Source organism: Kordia sp. SMS9 (assembly GCF_003352465.1).
GTDB lineage: Bacteria > Bacteroidota > Bacteroidia > Flavobacteriales > Flavobacteriaceae > Kordia.
In genome coordinates, this window is record NZ_CP031153.1 from 3,576,552 (window position 1) to 3,590,146 (window position 13,595).

Sequence of the window (13,595 nt, forward strand, 5' to 3'; positions counted from 1 at the left end):
AGACAGTCTCCCAAAATGAATTGTCTTTACAGCTTTGGAACCATCACATATCCGCCAATCCAACAGTTCATCGCAATTTTTTCGCCGCCTTTATAGCCTTTATTAAAAACATCTGGTTTGCTCGGTGCCAATTGCATATAACTCGAAATCAATCCGTTGGCTTCAATTTTCACAGAACTATCAACGTTCAAAGCCTTGCGAGCGGTTTCAGCGGCTTTCCAATAAACGGCTTTTTTTGTAAAAGTGTCCGTTCCGCATTCGTTGGCGCTAGAACCGTACAAACGTGCTAAATTCAAATACGTACTTCCCGAATTTGGATTGACTTTTAACGCTTCCAAATAGAATGAGCGCGCTTTTGATTTTTGGTTTGCTTTCGCTGCTTTTTTTCCTTTCGTATTCAGCATTGCTACTTTTTTATCGGTATCCGTTTCTAAATTTAGATATGCTATAAAATATTTTTCTGCTTTTACAGAATTGCCTTTTCGTTCGTGAATTTTATGTAAATACAACTTGGATTCAGCACTTGGAGCAGTGGCGTCAATAGCTTCTACGAGTTCGATAAAAAGTGCATCTTCTTTGCAACCTTTTGCATCTAATTGTCCCGCAGCTTTTCGAAGCCAAGCTACATTTTCGAGATTGGCTTGAAACTTCTTTCGATACATTGGAATTAAGGTTTCGCAAGTCGCTTCTTTTTCTATCATCACATTCATATTGTTAGAAAGTGTTGCAATTGCTTTGGTATTTTTGGGCGATCGTTCTTTTTCAGAAGTCAATTTTTCTTGAATGACGGCATACTTTTCCATCAAACTTTCAAGCGAAACTCCATAGGTTTTGGCTTGATACATTTTATAATACAATTCAAAATAATAGTACAAATTCAGCGGATTTTGAAAATATTTCTTGTCTTCCGTGAACGCATCGTCAAACCATCTATATTGTTCTGAAAGTGTTCCAATATTATATTTAAGCATCAACGCGCCAATTTTTGGTAGTAATTTTCCTTTTTTAGTTCTTTCAGGAAAAAGCTGCAAACGTTCTTTCCATAATTGAATCAAGTCAGAAGCTGCTTGTTTTTTGTCGGTTGCTTCTTTTAATTCATGTGCTAAGACGGTTTCGCCACGAGCATAAATCACATAACTCAGTTGGGCGCAATTTTTCCGTAAATAATCTAATTGTGAAGAAGCTGCTTCAAAGCGTTTTGTTTTTACATTTTCGGCAAATAAAGAAAGTGTTTCTTGGCAATTGTGTTGTGCGTTCAATAGCAAAGCAGCCAACATACACAACGTGGTAACGTGTAGTTTGGTAATTGAGTTCATAATGTAAATTTTAATCGGTTTCGATAAAAAGCGTACAAAATGTGTTCCGAAATAATTGATATTAAGAAATTTACATAAAAAAGGAACAAATCAATATTGTTCTAATTTGTTTCATTTTATGATGCAAAGGCTTCTATAGTCTAACTTTTTGGTTGAGGATTAACAGCGAACGAGTACATGAACTACATATTTTAGGAACGGTAGCCTTGAAGAACAAAGAAGCAAAAAAAGCGATCCGAAGATCACTTTGTTTAAGATTCGCAATCATTAAAGGCGGCATACCGTTTCTGCACACTTAGTGTCTTGGCAAGGGTCTGGAGGTGGTAAGGTACAATCTCTGTGTCTTGAATACCAACATTCGCCATCTAATTCCCGAGAACGTTTTATGCCTCCTGCGACAATACCAATCATTGATTCAGCACTTAAATTAGCTACATTCATTTTTTTAATACTTAATTTCTTAATTCTTTTTTTCATACTAAATGATTTTTAAGATTAAACATGGAAACAAGTAACAATAAAAAATAGCTGAGAAAAAGGATAGTACATGATGCTTTATAAAGCGTCACATCAAACAGGAGCTTTTTTTAAAAACAAAAAAATCCCAACATTGCTGTTAGGATTTAATTTTAAGAAGAAATTTCTTAGTACCCCAAAGGTTTCTAAAGTTGAACTTTTTGGTGGAGGATTTGAAGACGATTGGTTTGTTTGTGGATAATCATTTAAGGAAAAGACCTCATAAAAATTACTAAAAACGAATTTGTAATTACTAAAGTGATCCAAAAAAATGAATTTGATTTCGATATTTGAAATGGATTGTATTGATACAATATATAGAGTAAGTCATCTGTTGCCGATACATATAATAAGCAAAGAAGATTTTTTACGAATAAATATGTATATTTAATTACTAACCAAAACATACAAATCAATGAGTTTTTTAAAAAAGCTAGCATCTACTATAGGTATTACAAAAACTATAAACGCAATTGTAAAGAAACAAAAAAACAGAAAAAAAACACATGAGCTGGTCATTCAGAAAATAAAATGTGTGCAAACAGCTTCAGAATGGGATGCAGGACCAACAAAGTTTTTACAATTTGTTGTAAAACCTTTGGGTTTATTCATCACAAAAAAGCCTGAGGAGGCAGGTGGTCCGTGGTCTACTACACAGGAAGAGTGGGAAAACCAGAATGAAGCTGTAGATAGTTGGATTGATGGAATAAAGTCACTTGGGCAAGGAGGAAAATCTCGTGATCAACTTTACGTAGAAATGTCTAGCAATCGTATTTGGCCAGAAAACAATAAGCATTATGATATTAATAGTGGAGAAGAAGTCACTACTGATATTGTTATTCCGTGGTTCGATACAATGTCTGAAATCTCATTTAAACTTAAAGAATGGGATGTAATTAAGGATGATGATCTAGGTGGAGTGACATTGAAAAGAGCTGATTTTGATGAAAGTAAATCACATCAAATCGTTAAAGTAGTGAGCAGTGAAACAGAAGGGAGTGTCTATATACTGTATCTAAAATTAAAAAAAGTATAATATACGAAATTAGAAAAAAAGTAAAATCCCAACAACGCTGTTGGGATTTTACTTTTTAGAAGAAATTTCTTAGTACCGAAGATGGGAGTCGAACCCACACGCTCTAATGAACACATGGCCCTCAACCATGCCTGTCTACCAATTCCAGCACTTCGGTAAATAAATGTGCTTTGCAAAAATAAAAAAAGTTAAGCAATTGCTTAACTCCTTGTGACCTGGCTGGGACTTATTTCAACAAGTTTGATATAAACTTCTTTCCCCGCAGTGCTTTCACACTAAAACCTTTCGGTTTTTTTATGTCACTTTGTGACCTGGCTGGGGCTCGAACCCAGGACCCTCTCCTTAAAAGGGAGATGCTCTACCAACTGAGCTACCAGGTCATAAGACCTTTGTAGTGTAATTTGTGACATGACTGGGGCTTATTTCAAAAGTTCACGATAAACTTCTTTTCCCAGAGTGCTTTCACACTTGAAGCCTTTCGGCTTTATATCACTTTGTGACCTGGCTGGGGCTCGAACCCAGGACCCTCTCCTTAAAAGGGAGATGCTCTACCAACTGAGCTACCAGGTCATTCAAAAAGAATTAAAATTAATTCCTTGAATGCGGGTGCAAATATAACATCATAATTTTATTTTTCAAGTCTTTTTTAATATAAATTTGTCTTTTTTTTTATGATTTTTGTAAGGGCTTAAAAATAAATTATTTATAATAGAAGAAATGACAATTGTACTTTTAGGATATATGGCAAGTGGGAAGAGTGCTGTTTCAAAATTATTGGGAACAGCATTGGAAATTCCTGTGTTAGATTTAGATGAATATATTGAAACGAAAGAAGGAAAAACGATTCCTGAAATTTTTGAAACGAAAGGAGAAATTTATTTCCGAATGAAAGAGCATTTGTATCTGAAAGAAGTCTTGGAAATGCAACAACCAATAATTCTTTCTTTAGGTGGCGGCACACCATGTTATGCCAATAATATGCAGTTGATTCATGAGTACACAAAACAGACTTTTTATTTACAAACGTCGATTCTAGAGATTATCAATAGAGTAAAGGATGAAAAAGCAAAGAGACCACTGATACGCGCAATTTCTGATGAAGATTTACCAGAGTTTATCGGGAAGCATTTGTTTGAGCGAAATATTTTTTATCAACAAGCTACGCATTGTGTTTTGACAGATACAAAGACAATTGAAGCTGTTGTAGAGGAAATTAGAAAGATTGTCATAAAACAAATTGACGAAAAGATAAATTGACGAAAAGACAAATTACCAAATAGCAAATAAAAAGAACAAAGCGATCAATCGAAGTTATATCAAATACGCCATATCTTTTTCAGCAAAAACAACATCAATATGTTCTTGAATGGAAGTAGACAAGGAAATTCCCTTAAAATCTGCCTTTATAGGGTATTTTTTGTGATTTCGATTCACAAGTACCGCCGTTTTGAAATTCTTCAATGGAACGTCTAAAAAGTGCTTCACACCATAAATTAAAGTGGTACCCGAATTCAATACATCATCAATCAGTACCAAAGGTTTGTGGATGTAAGCTTCTTTTGCGATGGAAGTTGTCACAGCTGTCAACGGATGTTGCTTGTCAATCCTCACTTCACACAAAGTAATCACAGCATCGGTAATTTTTTCCAACTCCGCTTTTATTTTTTGCGCAAATACAAATCCATTATTGGCAATTCCAGCAATGATGATTTCTTCTTCATTCACGTTCGATTCCAAAATTTGATAGGCAATGCGGCGTGTTTTGTGTTGAATTTGTTGGTGGTTTAGTATAATATTTCCCGTGACAGTCATGCGTTTGTATATTTAGATCAACTACTTCGGTAAAAGCTTCAGATGTTAATTAGTTGATAAGAAAGTAAAATTAAGCATTAGTTTCTTCACCATCAAAAGTATCGTCGAGATATTCGTCAATTTCACGACGGTCTTTCTTTGTTGGTCTTCCCGTTCCTTGTTTGCGATAATGTTCTTTGGCGTGTTTTAATAATTCTAAATGTTCGTAGTTTTCTTTCGGAGTTGTATCAACACGATACATATCAACCAGTTTTGCACCGACACGACTTTTAGGAATATCAAGCACCGTTAAACGTCGCGTAACTTGCTCTTTTCTAACCTCTAATTTGTCCGTTGCATACACTTCTCGCGATGGTTTTACAGTAGCACCATTTACCTTTACATGTCCCTTTTTACAAGCGATTGTTGCCATATTTCGAGTCTTGAAATAGCGTACGCACCATAAGTATTTATCGATCCTCATACAAAATATCTAAAAACTGCGTTAAAGAATATACAAAAGTAGGATAAAATTGTATCTTGCACCCCAAAATTTAAAAAACAATGATGAAGTTTGTAAAATTTGCATTTTTAACAATAGCCGTAATTGCAATTGTTTTTTCATGTAAAAGAGATGACGATCCAGTTGCATTTGCAGAATTACGTGATAGAGGAGAACAACAAATTGAAGATGACGCAGCTTTGGTGGCGTTTTTAAGTACACATTTTTATAATTATGAGGATTTTGATTTGGTAAACCCTGAAAGTCCTGCCAATGATGCTGTACGCGTTTCTTTTGATACCATTGCAGGTGTAAATGCTGATAAAACTCCACTAATCAATCAAGTAGAAGTACGTACCACTACGTTTCAAGATGTAGAATATAAATATTATGTATTGAAAGTACGTGAAGGTGGCGGAGAATCGTATACAAGTTTTGATCAGGTTGATTTGGTATATCACGGACAATTGTTAGATTTAGAAACGTTTGATTTACGTCTTACACAAATTCAAATTCCTTTGGTAAGTGCCGCAGCAAGTACGGTACGAGGTTTTCAATTAGGATTGCCCGAATTTAAAACTGCGGAAAATATTGTAGAAGATGAAAACGGATTTTTACAGCCTAGAAACGGTGGTATTGGTGCTATTTTTCTTCCTTCCGGATTGGGGTATTTTAATTTGATTGAACCTGGAATTCCAGAATATTCTCCATTAATTTTTTCTTTCAATCTATTCGATGTTGTGTATTTAGATATTGAACCAGACGGATTGTTAAGCTCTATGGAAGATTTAGACAATGACAACGACGTATCTAATGATGATACTGATGGCGATGGTTTTCCAGATTTTAGAGATTCTGACGATGACGGTGACGGAACACCAACGATTAATGAAGTGGAATTGAATGTGTATACGGTTAATCCTGGAGAAATGGAACCTACCTACGCTGCCAATGAAATTGTAAAAACAAGAGATACCGACAGCGATGGTGTGACAACAATTTCTACGGTAGTATTAACAGATACAGACGGCGACGGAATACCAGATTATTTAGACGCGAACTAGAAAGGTTTAAAACCTATTAAAAATAGAAAAGCACTTCTTTTAACGGAAGTGCTTTTTGTTTTTTATGTTGTATATTGAATTGAATCTACAATTTCAGCGACAAACTAAAGATCAATTGACTAGGTCTAGCATCTAAAGTTCCAATTCGGACGTTATTGGAATCTAAAATACTTGCTTCATTTTCAGTAAAACCTCTTTCGTAGCGTACATCCAATCCGATGTTTCCAAATTTTACCGCAGCTCCAAAATTGAATCCGACGGTAAAATCATTTTCTACATCTGAAATATTGACATCATCCAATCCATTATCTAAGGTATATTGAAAAGCGGGACCTGCAAAAATACTCAACGGACCAATAATATCTAAACCTAATAAAACAGGAACATCAATCTTCGACATATCGTAGTTGCTAGAACCATATTCACTCTGTGTTTTGGTATACACCACTTCTGGGCGTAAGTATAATTTGCTAAAATTGAACTCGTAATACGCGCCAATATGATATCCGATTTTAGAATCTCCGCTATCTTCTATAATATTTTCTCCCGCAGTTACAATTTCGCGTAATTCTCCATTGGAGTTAAAGTTCAATCCTGCTTTTACTCCAAATTGCGCAAAGCAACTTGCCGAAGCGAACAGAAATACCAAACATAATAGGTTGTTTTTCATAATGTTAATGTTTTGTGTTATACGAATTAAAACGATTTTTTTTGAAAAGTATTATTTTCTCCCAATCACTTTTTCAGCAGCTTTTACAATGGCTGCAGCATTTAAGCCATACTTTTCCATCAATTGTGCTGGTGTTCCTGATTCTCCAAAAGTATCTTGCGTAGCAACAAATTCCTGTGGTGTTGGATGGTGTACTGCTAATGTGCGCGATACACTTTCGCCCAATCCGCCCAAGAAATTGTGTTCTTCCGCAGTTACGACACAACCTGTTTTTGCTACTGAAGCTAAAATTGCTTCTTCATCTAACGGTTTTATGGTGTGAATGTTAATCACTTCCGCAGAAATGCCAGCTGCTTCCAATGTTTCTGCTGCTTGCAATGCTTCCCAAACCAAATGTCCTGTCGCAATGATCGTTACATCAGTTCCTTCTGTGAGTTGTACTGCTTTTCCAATTTCAAACTTTTGATCAGCAGGAGTGAAGTTTGCTACTTTCGGACGTCCAAAACGCAAATATACGGGTCCGTGATGATCTGCAATCGCCAACGTTGCCGCTTTTGTCTGATTGTAATCACAGGTATTAATCACCGTCATGCCTGGCAACATTTTCATCAAACCTATATCTTCTAAAATCTGATGTGTCGCGCCATCTTCTCCTAACGTAATTCCTGCGTGTGAAGCACAAATTTTTACATTCTTATCAGAATACGCAACCGATTGACGAATTTGATCGTACACACGACCTGTTGAAAAGTTGGCAAACGTTCCTGTAAACGGAATCTTTCCACCAATGGTCATTCCTGCGGCAATTCCGATCATATTTGCTTCTGCAATTCCAATCTGGAAAAAACGTTCTGGGTGATTGTCTTTAAAAGCGTTCATCTTTAACGAACCTGTCAAATCTGCACAAAGTGCTACCACATTCGGATTCGTTTTTCCGAGTTCTGTCAATCCATCTCCAAATCCTGAACGTGTATCTTTACTTCCTGTGTTTGTATATTTTTTCATATTCATTATCCACGAAAGTGGATATCTTTTTTTGATTAAACTTAATTAGTAAAAAACTAGGTAGACGATTTAATAATCACCTAAAGTTACTGGGTTTTGTGCCAAAGCACTTTCCAACTGCTCGTCATTTGGTGCTTTTCCGTGCCAAGCGTGCGTATTCATCATAAAATCAACACCATTCCCCATTTCTGTGTGCAACAAGACAACAACAGGTTTTCCGTGTCCCGTTTTTGCTTTTGCTGCCGCCATTCCATCTTTAATGGCTTGAATGTTGTTTCCGTCTTTTATCTCTAAAACTTCCCAACCAAAGGCTTCAAACTTTGCCGACAATGAACCTAATGGCAATACATCATCCGTAGCACCATCAATTTGTTTCTGATTGTAATCAATCGTAGCAATAATATTGTCCACCTTATTTCCAGCAGCATACATAATCGCTTCCCAATTTTGTCCTTCTTGCAATTCGCCATCACCATGTAATGAATATACTAAGTTGTCATCTCCGTTCAACTTTTTGGTCAACGCGGCTCCAAGTGCAACCGACATTCCTTGTCCTAACGAACCTGAAGCAATGCGGATTCCCGGCAAACCTTCATGCGTAGTTGGATGTCCTTGCAAGCGAGAATCTAACAAGCGAAACGTGTTCAATTCGTCCACAGGAAAATAACCTCTACGCGCCAAAACGCTATAAATTACAGGGGAAATATGACCGTTCGACAAAAAGAAAACATCTTCATTCTTTCCATCCATATCGAAACCGTCGTTCAGTTTCATGATGTCATTATATAAAGTGACTAAAAATTCGGCACAACCGAGTGAACCTCCTGGATGACCAGAATTTACTTTGTGTACCATTCTCAAGATATCTCTACGGACTTGAGTAACTAAATTTTCTAACGATTTGTTATCAGACATTGTGTATTTGTTAGTAGTTTTTGTAAACCTCAAAAGTAAGTTATAAAACAGCGCAAACAAAAGAAGTTAATAGGCTTTTATTAACGAATTTTTGTGGATAAAGTACAGCGCGAGTGAAAGTGTGTACATGATTGAAAATGAAGTTGAGAAGTAGTTTGAATACAGTTTTTGTTTTTTAAGTTATTTAGTGTGCTTATTTTATATTTTTTGGTTGAAAAAATATGTGTTATTTCCTATTTTTAAATTGAAAGTATTTTCTTTATTCTTAGTTTTTTTCTTTAGATTTGAGGGAATATGTTCTGTATTATGAATATTTATTTATTGTATAAGTGTGTAATCCACTAAAAAAGAAATTTTTAACTTTTAAATAAGAAAGTTTGTTCCCATTCTTGAGAAAGGACAAAAATAGTTTTGGAAAATTCGTGTAAATCGAAATAATTCTGAAAATTAAAAGCATGGGCAGGACAATGGATAATTTATAATAATAGAATCATTATATTTTACAAATGATTAATCAAAAAAAAATATATGGGATTTAGTAATATCCAATTTACACTAACGATTATCGCTTCCATTATAGCTGTAATCACATTAATTCTTGGTGTCTTAGAGTACAGAAAGAAAAATATGTTGACAAGAATTGATATTTACCTTAAAATGAGGGATTATTATGCGAGAGATGAAAACTTACAAAAAGTCTGTTCTGCTTTAGGAGAAGGAAGAGGAAGTATAAACGTAAAGGAATTAACATACGAGCAAAAAAGGCAGTTTTTAGGAACCATGGAATCGATAGCATTGTTAGTTAACTCAAAAGTGATGAACAAGCAAGTAGCAATGTATATGTTTGGATATTATGCAATTGCAGCTTGGGAAAATGAAGAATTTTGGAGTCATGGAAATTTAAGACAAGATGACCCAATGTGGTCTTTATACAAAGCATTTTACTTACAGAATTGTACAATCAGAAATGAGTTTGATATGAACCCATCGTTTTATATCAAAAGAAAATTAAATTTTCTATCTAAATAGATTTGCAAGAAATATAATGAGCCAATTTTGAAATAGTAACTTTATTGATCTCAAAAAGTGAAAAATATTCTAATTACTAAATTTATGCAAAAAGTTACTAATATTACAAACAAACAAAACTGCAATTTCAGAAACAAATTAACTCTTTCCCAAAAAAACGAAATTTCAGAAGGAATAGAAGAACTCAATCAAGGAAAACGAGTTTCGTATGATGAATTTTTAAAGAAGATTTACTAATAAATCAATTTTAATATTTGATTAATAAAATCCTCCACAAATCTTACCTATATTTGCCAACTGATAATGCCATAATTCTCACTATTGCTTACAGGTTGTTGGCTTTCGCCAAAAGGATCTCACAGCAATATACGCGTGCAAAATTGGCAAGAGAAACGCATACATGAAATTCGAATTACAAGGAAAAGATCCACAAAGCAAGGCAAGAGCAGCAACACTTACGACTGATCACGGAACGATAGAAACGCCTATTTTTATGCCTGTGGGAACGATTGGAACGGTAAAAGGTGTCCATCAACGGGAATTGAAAGAAGATATCAATCCCGACGTTATTTTAGGAAATACGTATCACTTATACTTACGTCCACAAACCGAAATTTTAGAAAAAGCGGGCGGATTGCACAAATTCATCAACTGGGATCGCAACATTTTGACAGATTCTGGTGGATATCAAGTCTATTCCTTATCTGCGAACAGAAAAATTAAAGAAGAAGGCGTTAAATTCAAATCACATATTGATGGTTCGTACCATTTCTTTACGCCAGAAAACGTGATGGAAATTCAGCGTACCATTGGTGCTGATATTATCATGGCTTTTGACGAATGTACGCCATATCCGTGCGATTATCGCTATGCAAAACGTTCCATGCACATGACACATCGCTGGCTCGATCGCTGCATCGCACACTTAGAAAAAACACCGTACAAATACGATTACAGTCAAACATTTTTTCCAATAGTTCAAGGAAGTACGTACAAAGATTTGCGCAGGCAATCAGCAGAATTCATCGCTTCGTGTGAAGCCGAAGGAAATGCCATTGGCGGATTATCAGTTGGAGAACCAGCCGAAGAAATGTATGCAATGACCGATGTAGTATGTGAAATTCTTCCCGAAGACAAACCACGTTATTTAATGGGCGTTGGAACTCCGATCAACATTTTAGAAAATATTGCCTTAGGTGTCGATATGTTCGATTGTGTCATGCCAACACGTAACGCAAGAAATGGAATGCTGTTCACGGCACACGGAAGCATCAACATCAAAAATAAAAAATGGGCAGACGATTTTTCGCCAATTGATGAAATGGGCATTACCTACGTAGATTTAGAATATTCAAAAGCGTATGTACGTCACTTATTCACGGTGAATGAATTGCTTGGAAAACAAATTGCCACCATTCATAACTTAGGTTTCTACCTTTGGTTGGTTAGAGAAGCAAGAAAACATATATTAGCAGGAGATTTTTACGAGTGGAAAAACAAAATGGTCAAACAAATGGACAAACGTCTCTAACAGCAGGTGAAACGAATAATGAAGCTGTTTGAAAAATTTTAAAACGTCATTCTGAACTTGATTCAGAATCTCATCAAACTGATTTTCAACTGTTATGAGAAACCGAATCAAGCCTGTCTTGAGCGACAGTTGAAAGGTTCGGTTTGACGAAATATTGACTTTTAGACAACCACTATAAAAGATAATTATTAAAATTAAAATTTGTGAAAATATTAGATTGGTACATCATTAAAAAATACCTGCTCACATTCTCTGTAATGTTGTTGCTATTCATTCCTATCGGAATTATGGTTGATATTTCTGAAAATATTGACAAAATGCTTGCCTCGGAAGCGCCAGTAGATGAAATTGTAACGTATTATGTGAATTTTGTCCTCTACTTTGCCAATCTCTTATTTCCTATATTTCTATTCCTTTCGGTGATTTGGTTTACCTCCAAAATGGCAAATGACACGGAGATTATCGCGATATTAAGCTCAGGAGTTTCGTATTTGCGTTTCTTGCGACCGTTTTTAGTAGCGGCATCTGTGGTTGCGATTGTGGCTTTTGTCATGGGAATGTACGTAGTGCCAAACGCCAGCAAAGGTTTCAATGAATTTCGATTTGAATACATCAAAAAAGGACGAAAAAAAGTACGTGACAATGCTGAAATCTACAAGCAAGTCACCAACAATGATTTTGTGTATCTAAAAAGCTTTAACTTCAAAAGTAAGCGTGGAGACAATTTTACTTTAGAACATTTTGAAGACAATAAATTAATCTATAAAATACAATCACGTACTCTAAAATACAACGAAAAAGACAGCACCTATACGTTACGTGGTTACAAAAAACGCATCATCGGCGCCATGAACGACAGCTTGATTAGCGAGCGTACATTAGATACTATTTTTCCATTTGATGTGGAAGATCTAACGCCAGTTACGTACATGGCAGAAACGCTCAACTATCAAGAATTGGATGAATTCATTGATAAAGAACGAAAATCTGGTTCGCCCAATGTGAGCAAGCATTTATTGGTAAAATACAAACGTTGGAGTTTGCCAATTACGGCATTCATTCTCACTATAATTGCAGTTGCGGTATCTTCTATGAAACGTAGAGGAGGAATGGGTGTCAACCTCGCTTTCGGAATTGCGATTGCATTTATTTATATCTTTTTCGATAAAATATTTGGCACGATGGCAGAAAAATCTGGGTTTTCGCCAATGTTAGCCGTTTGGGTACCAAATGTGGTCTTTGGAGTGCTCGCCTTATATCTATTGTACAATGCTAGGCGATAAACTCAAAAACTACCTTCATTTACACCTATTAGTATTTATTGCGGGTTTTACGGCAATTCTCGGGAAACTTATTACGATCGAAGCCATTCCGCTCGTGTGGTTTCGGATGTTACTTGCAGGAATTTTGATGTTTGCGTTTATCAAAGTTTCTAAGATCAATCTCAACATATCACTAAAAACATTTTCAAAATTTGCAGTTGCTGGAATTGTGGTGGCATTGCATTGGATTACCTTTTTTGGTGCCATTGATGTTTCAAACGTATCCATAACACTCGTTATGTTTTCCACAGGCGGATTTTTTGCGTCATTTATAGAACCCATCATCTACCGTAGAAAAATAATATGGTATGAAATTATTTTTGGAATTATTGTAATTATTGGTGTTTCCATCATTATGAACAGTGAATTCAAATATATCAACGGAATCATTTTAGGAATCATCTCAGCATTTTTATCGGCATTATTTTCAGTATTGAACGGGAAATTTGTTGAAAAACATGACGCTTCAACCATTTCTTTTTACGAATTTATTTGTGGAGTAGCATTCATATCAATCTATTTGGCGTTTGCTGCAGATGGTTTTTCTAAAGAAAACTTCTTCATACTCAGTACAAATGATTGGCTCTATATATTCATATTGGCTTCTGTTTGTACTGCGTACGCATTTATTGCATCAACACACATAATGCGATACATAAGCCCATACACGGTTGTGTTAACCTATAATTTAGAAATTATTTACGGAATCATTTTAGAATTCATCATATTTCCAGAAGAAGAAAAAATGGGCTCCGGATTTTACTACGGAAGCTTGCTTGTCATCGCTACAGTTTTGGCAAATGGAATTCTAAAAAATCGCAGAAAAATAAAATCCGCAAGTGGCATAGATAATTCCTAAATTAAAGTTTTATATTTGTAAACTGAAACAACTAAACAT

The 13,595-nt window shown here is 35.4% G+C and carries 16 protein-coding genes and 3 tRNA genes; 9 read left to right on the forward strand and 10 right to left on the reverse strand.

All coding sequences use genetic code 11. From position 1 onward, the window contains the following. Positions 1-26: 26 nt before the first annotated feature. Positions 27-1,316, reverse strand: a complete 1,290-nt coding sequence (locus tag KORDIASMS9_RS15030; RefSeq protein WP_114903634.1) for a hypothetical protein — start codon at positions 1,314-1,316, stop codon at positions 27-29. 267 nt (positions 1,317-1,583) lie between these two features. Beyond that, complete coding sequence (locus tag KORDIASMS9_RS15035; protein WP_114903635.1) at positions 1,584-1,793, reverse strand: class I lanthipeptide; 210 nt, start codon at positions 1,791-1,793, stop codon at positions 1,584-1,586. 70 nt (positions 1,794-1,863) lie between these two features. Here KORDIASMS9_RS15035 and KORDIASMS9_RS23375 point away from each other — a divergent pair, with 70 nt between their 5' ends. Both KORDIASMS9_RS23375 and KORDIASMS9_RS15040 read left to right on the forward strand, forming a co-directional pair. Continuing rightward, positions 1,864-2,034, forward strand: coding sequence for a hypothetical protein (locus KORDIASMS9_RS23375; protein ID WP_162819987.1), 171 nt, complete (start codon positions 1,864-1,866; stop codon positions 2,032-2,034). Between the two features lie 213 nt (positions 2,035-2,247). Beyond that, positions 2,248-2,868, forward strand: coding sequence for a hypothetical protein (locus tag KORDIASMS9_RS15040; protein ID WP_114903636.1), 621 nt, complete (start codon positions 2,248-2,250; stop codon positions 2,866-2,868). Positions 2,869-2,941: 73 nt separating this feature from the next. Here KORDIASMS9_RS15040 and KORDIASMS9_RS15045 read toward each other — a convergent pair. From KORDIASMS9_RS15045 to KORDIASMS9_RS15055, 3 genes are all read right to left on the reverse strand, one after another. Further along, positions 2,942-3,025, reverse strand: a tRNA-Leu gene (locus KORDIASMS9_RS15045). A gap of 150 nt (positions 3,026-3,175) precedes the next feature. Then, positions 3,176-3,248 (reverse strand) — tRNA-Lys (locus KORDIASMS9_RS15050). Between the two features lie 117 nt (positions 3,249-3,365). Continuing rightward, positions 3,366-3,438 (reverse strand) — tRNA-Lys (locus KORDIASMS9_RS15055). A gap of 147 nt (positions 3,439-3,585) precedes the next feature. Here KORDIASMS9_RS15055 and KORDIASMS9_RS15060 point away from each other — a divergent pair. After that, positions 3,586-4,125: a shikimate kinase gene (locus KORDIASMS9_RS15060; RefSeq protein ID WP_114903637.1), complete on the forward strand. Its 540-nt coding sequence runs from the start codon at positions 3,586-3,588 to the stop codon at positions 4,123-4,125. A 54-nt stretch (positions 4,126-4,179) separates the two neighbouring features. On the opposite strand, the gene KORDIASMS9_RS15065 is transcribed toward KORDIASMS9_RS15060, so the two are convergent. Both KORDIASMS9_RS15065 and KORDIASMS9_RS15070 read right to left on the reverse strand, forming a co-directional pair. Continuing rightward, on the reverse strand, positions 4,180-4,680 hold the full coding sequence (locus tag KORDIASMS9_RS15065) for a phosphoribosyltransferase family protein (protein WP_114903638.1): 501 nt from the start codon (positions 4,678-4,680) through the stop codon (positions 4,180-4,182). 70 nt (positions 4,681-4,750) lie between these two features. Beyond that, positions 4,751-5,143, reverse strand: a complete 393-nt coding sequence (locus KORDIASMS9_RS15070) for an RNA-binding S4 domain-containing protein (RefSeq protein ID WP_114903639.1) — start codon at positions 5,141-5,143, stop codon at positions 4,751-4,753. 80 nt (positions 5,144-5,223) lie between these two features. Between KORDIASMS9_RS15070 and KORDIASMS9_RS15075 the strand changes: the two genes are divergently transcribed. Then, a complete protein-coding gene (locus KORDIASMS9_RS15075; protein WP_114903640.1) occupies positions 5,224-6,225 on the forward strand; it encodes an FKBP-type peptidyl-prolyl cis-trans isomerase in 1,002 nt (333 codons plus the stop codon). A gap of 85 nt (positions 6,226-6,310) precedes the next feature. Here the strand turns inward: KORDIASMS9_RS15075 and KORDIASMS9_RS15080 are convergent, their stop codons facing one another. The 3 genes from KORDIASMS9_RS15080 to KORDIASMS9_RS15090 all read right to left on the reverse strand — a co-directional run bounded on the left by KORDIASMS9_RS15080 (position 6,311) and on the right by KORDIASMS9_RS15090 (position 8,815). Continuing rightward, a complete protein-coding gene (locus KORDIASMS9_RS15080; protein WP_114903641.1) occupies positions 6,311-6,895 on the reverse strand; it encodes an outer membrane beta-barrel protein in 585 nt (194 codons plus the stop codon). A 51-nt stretch (positions 6,896-6,946) separates the two neighbouring features. Beyond that, positions 6,947-7,900, reverse strand: a complete 954-nt coding sequence (locus tag KORDIASMS9_RS15085; RefSeq protein ID WP_114903642.1) for a transketolase family protein — start codon at positions 7,898-7,900, stop codon at positions 6,947-6,949. A gap of 69 nt (positions 7,901-7,969) precedes the next feature. After that, positions 7,970-8,815 carry a transketolase gene (locus KORDIASMS9_RS15090; protein WP_114903643.1) on the reverse strand — a complete coding sequence of 282 codons (846 nt, stop codon included), beginning with the start codon at positions 8,813-8,815 and terminating at the stop codon, positions 7,970-7,972. Between the two features lie 528 nt (positions 8,816-9,343). Here KORDIASMS9_RS15090 and KORDIASMS9_RS15095 point away from each other — a divergent pair. From KORDIASMS9_RS15095 to KORDIASMS9_RS15115, 5 genes are all read left to right on the forward strand, one after another. After that, complete coding sequence (locus KORDIASMS9_RS15095) at positions 9,344-9,844, forward strand: hypothetical protein (RefSeq protein WP_114903644.1); 501 nt, start codon at positions 9,344-9,346, stop codon at positions 9,842-9,844. An 84-nt stretch (positions 9,845-9,928) separates the two neighbouring features. Next, positions 9,929-10,081: a hypothetical protein gene (locus tag KORDIASMS9_RS15100; protein ID WP_240321059.1), complete on the forward strand. Its 153-nt coding sequence runs from the start codon at positions 9,929-9,931 to the stop codon at positions 10,079-10,081. A 163-nt stretch (positions 10,082-10,244) separates the two neighbouring features. Further along, positions 10,245-11,375 carry a tRNA guanosine(34) transglycosylase Tgt gene (tgt, locus tag KORDIASMS9_RS15105; RefSeq protein WP_114903646.1) on the forward strand — a complete coding sequence of 377 codons (1,131 nt, stop codon included), beginning with the start codon at positions 10,245-10,247 and terminating at the stop codon, positions 11,373-11,375. A 203-nt stretch (positions 11,376-11,578) separates the two neighbouring features. Then, a complete protein-coding gene (locus KORDIASMS9_RS15110) occupies positions 11,579-12,658 on the forward strand; it encodes an LptF/LptG family permease (RefSeq protein WP_114903647.1) in 1,080 nt (359 codons plus the stop codon). Next, positions 12,645-13,556, forward strand: coding sequence for a DMT family transporter (locus KORDIASMS9_RS15115; RefSeq protein WP_114903648.1), 912 nt, complete (start codon positions 12,645-12,647; stop codon positions 13,554-13,556). Before KORDIASMS9_RS15110 ends, KORDIASMS9_RS15115 begins: the two co-directional genes overlap by 14 nt. Positions 13,557-13,595 lie beyond the last annotated feature (39 nt).

Coding starts and splice junctions, on each gene's coding strand:
- KORDIASMS9_RS15100 (WP_240321059.1), top strand. CDS start 9,929: ATGCAAAAAGTTACTAATATTACAAACAAACAAAACTGCAATTTCAGA.
- KORDIASMS9_RS15060 (WP_114903637.1), top strand. CDS start 3,586: ATGACAATTGTACTTTTAGGATATATGGCAAGTGGGAAGAGTGCTGTT.
- KORDIASMS9_RS15085 (WP_114903642.1), bottom strand. CDS start 7,900: ATGAAAAAATATACAAACACAGGAAGTAAAGATACACGTTCAGGATTT.
- KORDIASMS9_RS23375 (WP_162819987.1), top strand. CDS start 1,864: ATGATGCTTTATAAAGCGTCACATCAAACAGGAGCTTTTTTTAAAAAC.
- KORDIASMS9_RS15075 (WP_114903640.1), top strand. CDS start 5,224: ATGATGAAGTTTGTAAAATTTGCATTTTTAACAATAGCCGTAATTGCA.
- KORDIASMS9_RS15090 (WP_114903643.1), bottom strand. CDS start 8,815: ATGTCTGATAACAAATCGTTAGAAAATTTAGTTACTCAAGTCCGTAGA.
- KORDIASMS9_RS15030 (WP_114903634.1), bottom strand. CDS start 1,316: ATGAACTCAATTACCAAACTACACGTTACCACGTTGTGTATGTTGGCT.
- KORDIASMS9_RS15035 (WP_114903635.1), bottom strand. CDS start 1,793: ATGAAAAAAAGAATTAAGAAATTAAGTATTAAAAAAATGAATGTAGCT.
- KORDIASMS9_RS15080 (WP_114903641.1), bottom strand. CDS start 6,895: ATGAAAAACAACCTATTATGTTTGGTATTTCTGTTCGCTTCGGCAAGT.
- KORDIASMS9_RS15070 (WP_114903639.1), bottom strand. CDS start 5,143: ATGAGGATCGATAAATACTTATGGTGCGTACGCTATTTCAAGACTCGA.
- KORDIASMS9_RS15095 (WP_114903644.1), top strand. CDS start 9,344: ATGGGATTTAGTAATATCCAATTTACACTAACGATTATCGCTTCCATT.
- tgt (WP_114903646.1), top strand. CDS start 10,245: ATGAAATTCGAATTACAAGGAAAAGATCCACAAAGCAAGGCAAGAGCA.
- KORDIASMS9_RS15115 (WP_114903648.1), top strand. CDS start 12,645: ATGCTAGGCGATAAACTCAAAAACTACCTTCATTTACACCTATTAGTA.
- KORDIASMS9_RS15065 (WP_114903638.1), bottom strand. CDS start 4,680: ATGACTGTCACGGGAAATATTATACTAAACCACCAACAAATTCAACAC.
- KORDIASMS9_RS15040 (WP_114903636.1), top strand. CDS start 2,248: ATGAGTTTTTTAAAAAAGCTAGCATCTACTATAGGTATTACAAAAACT.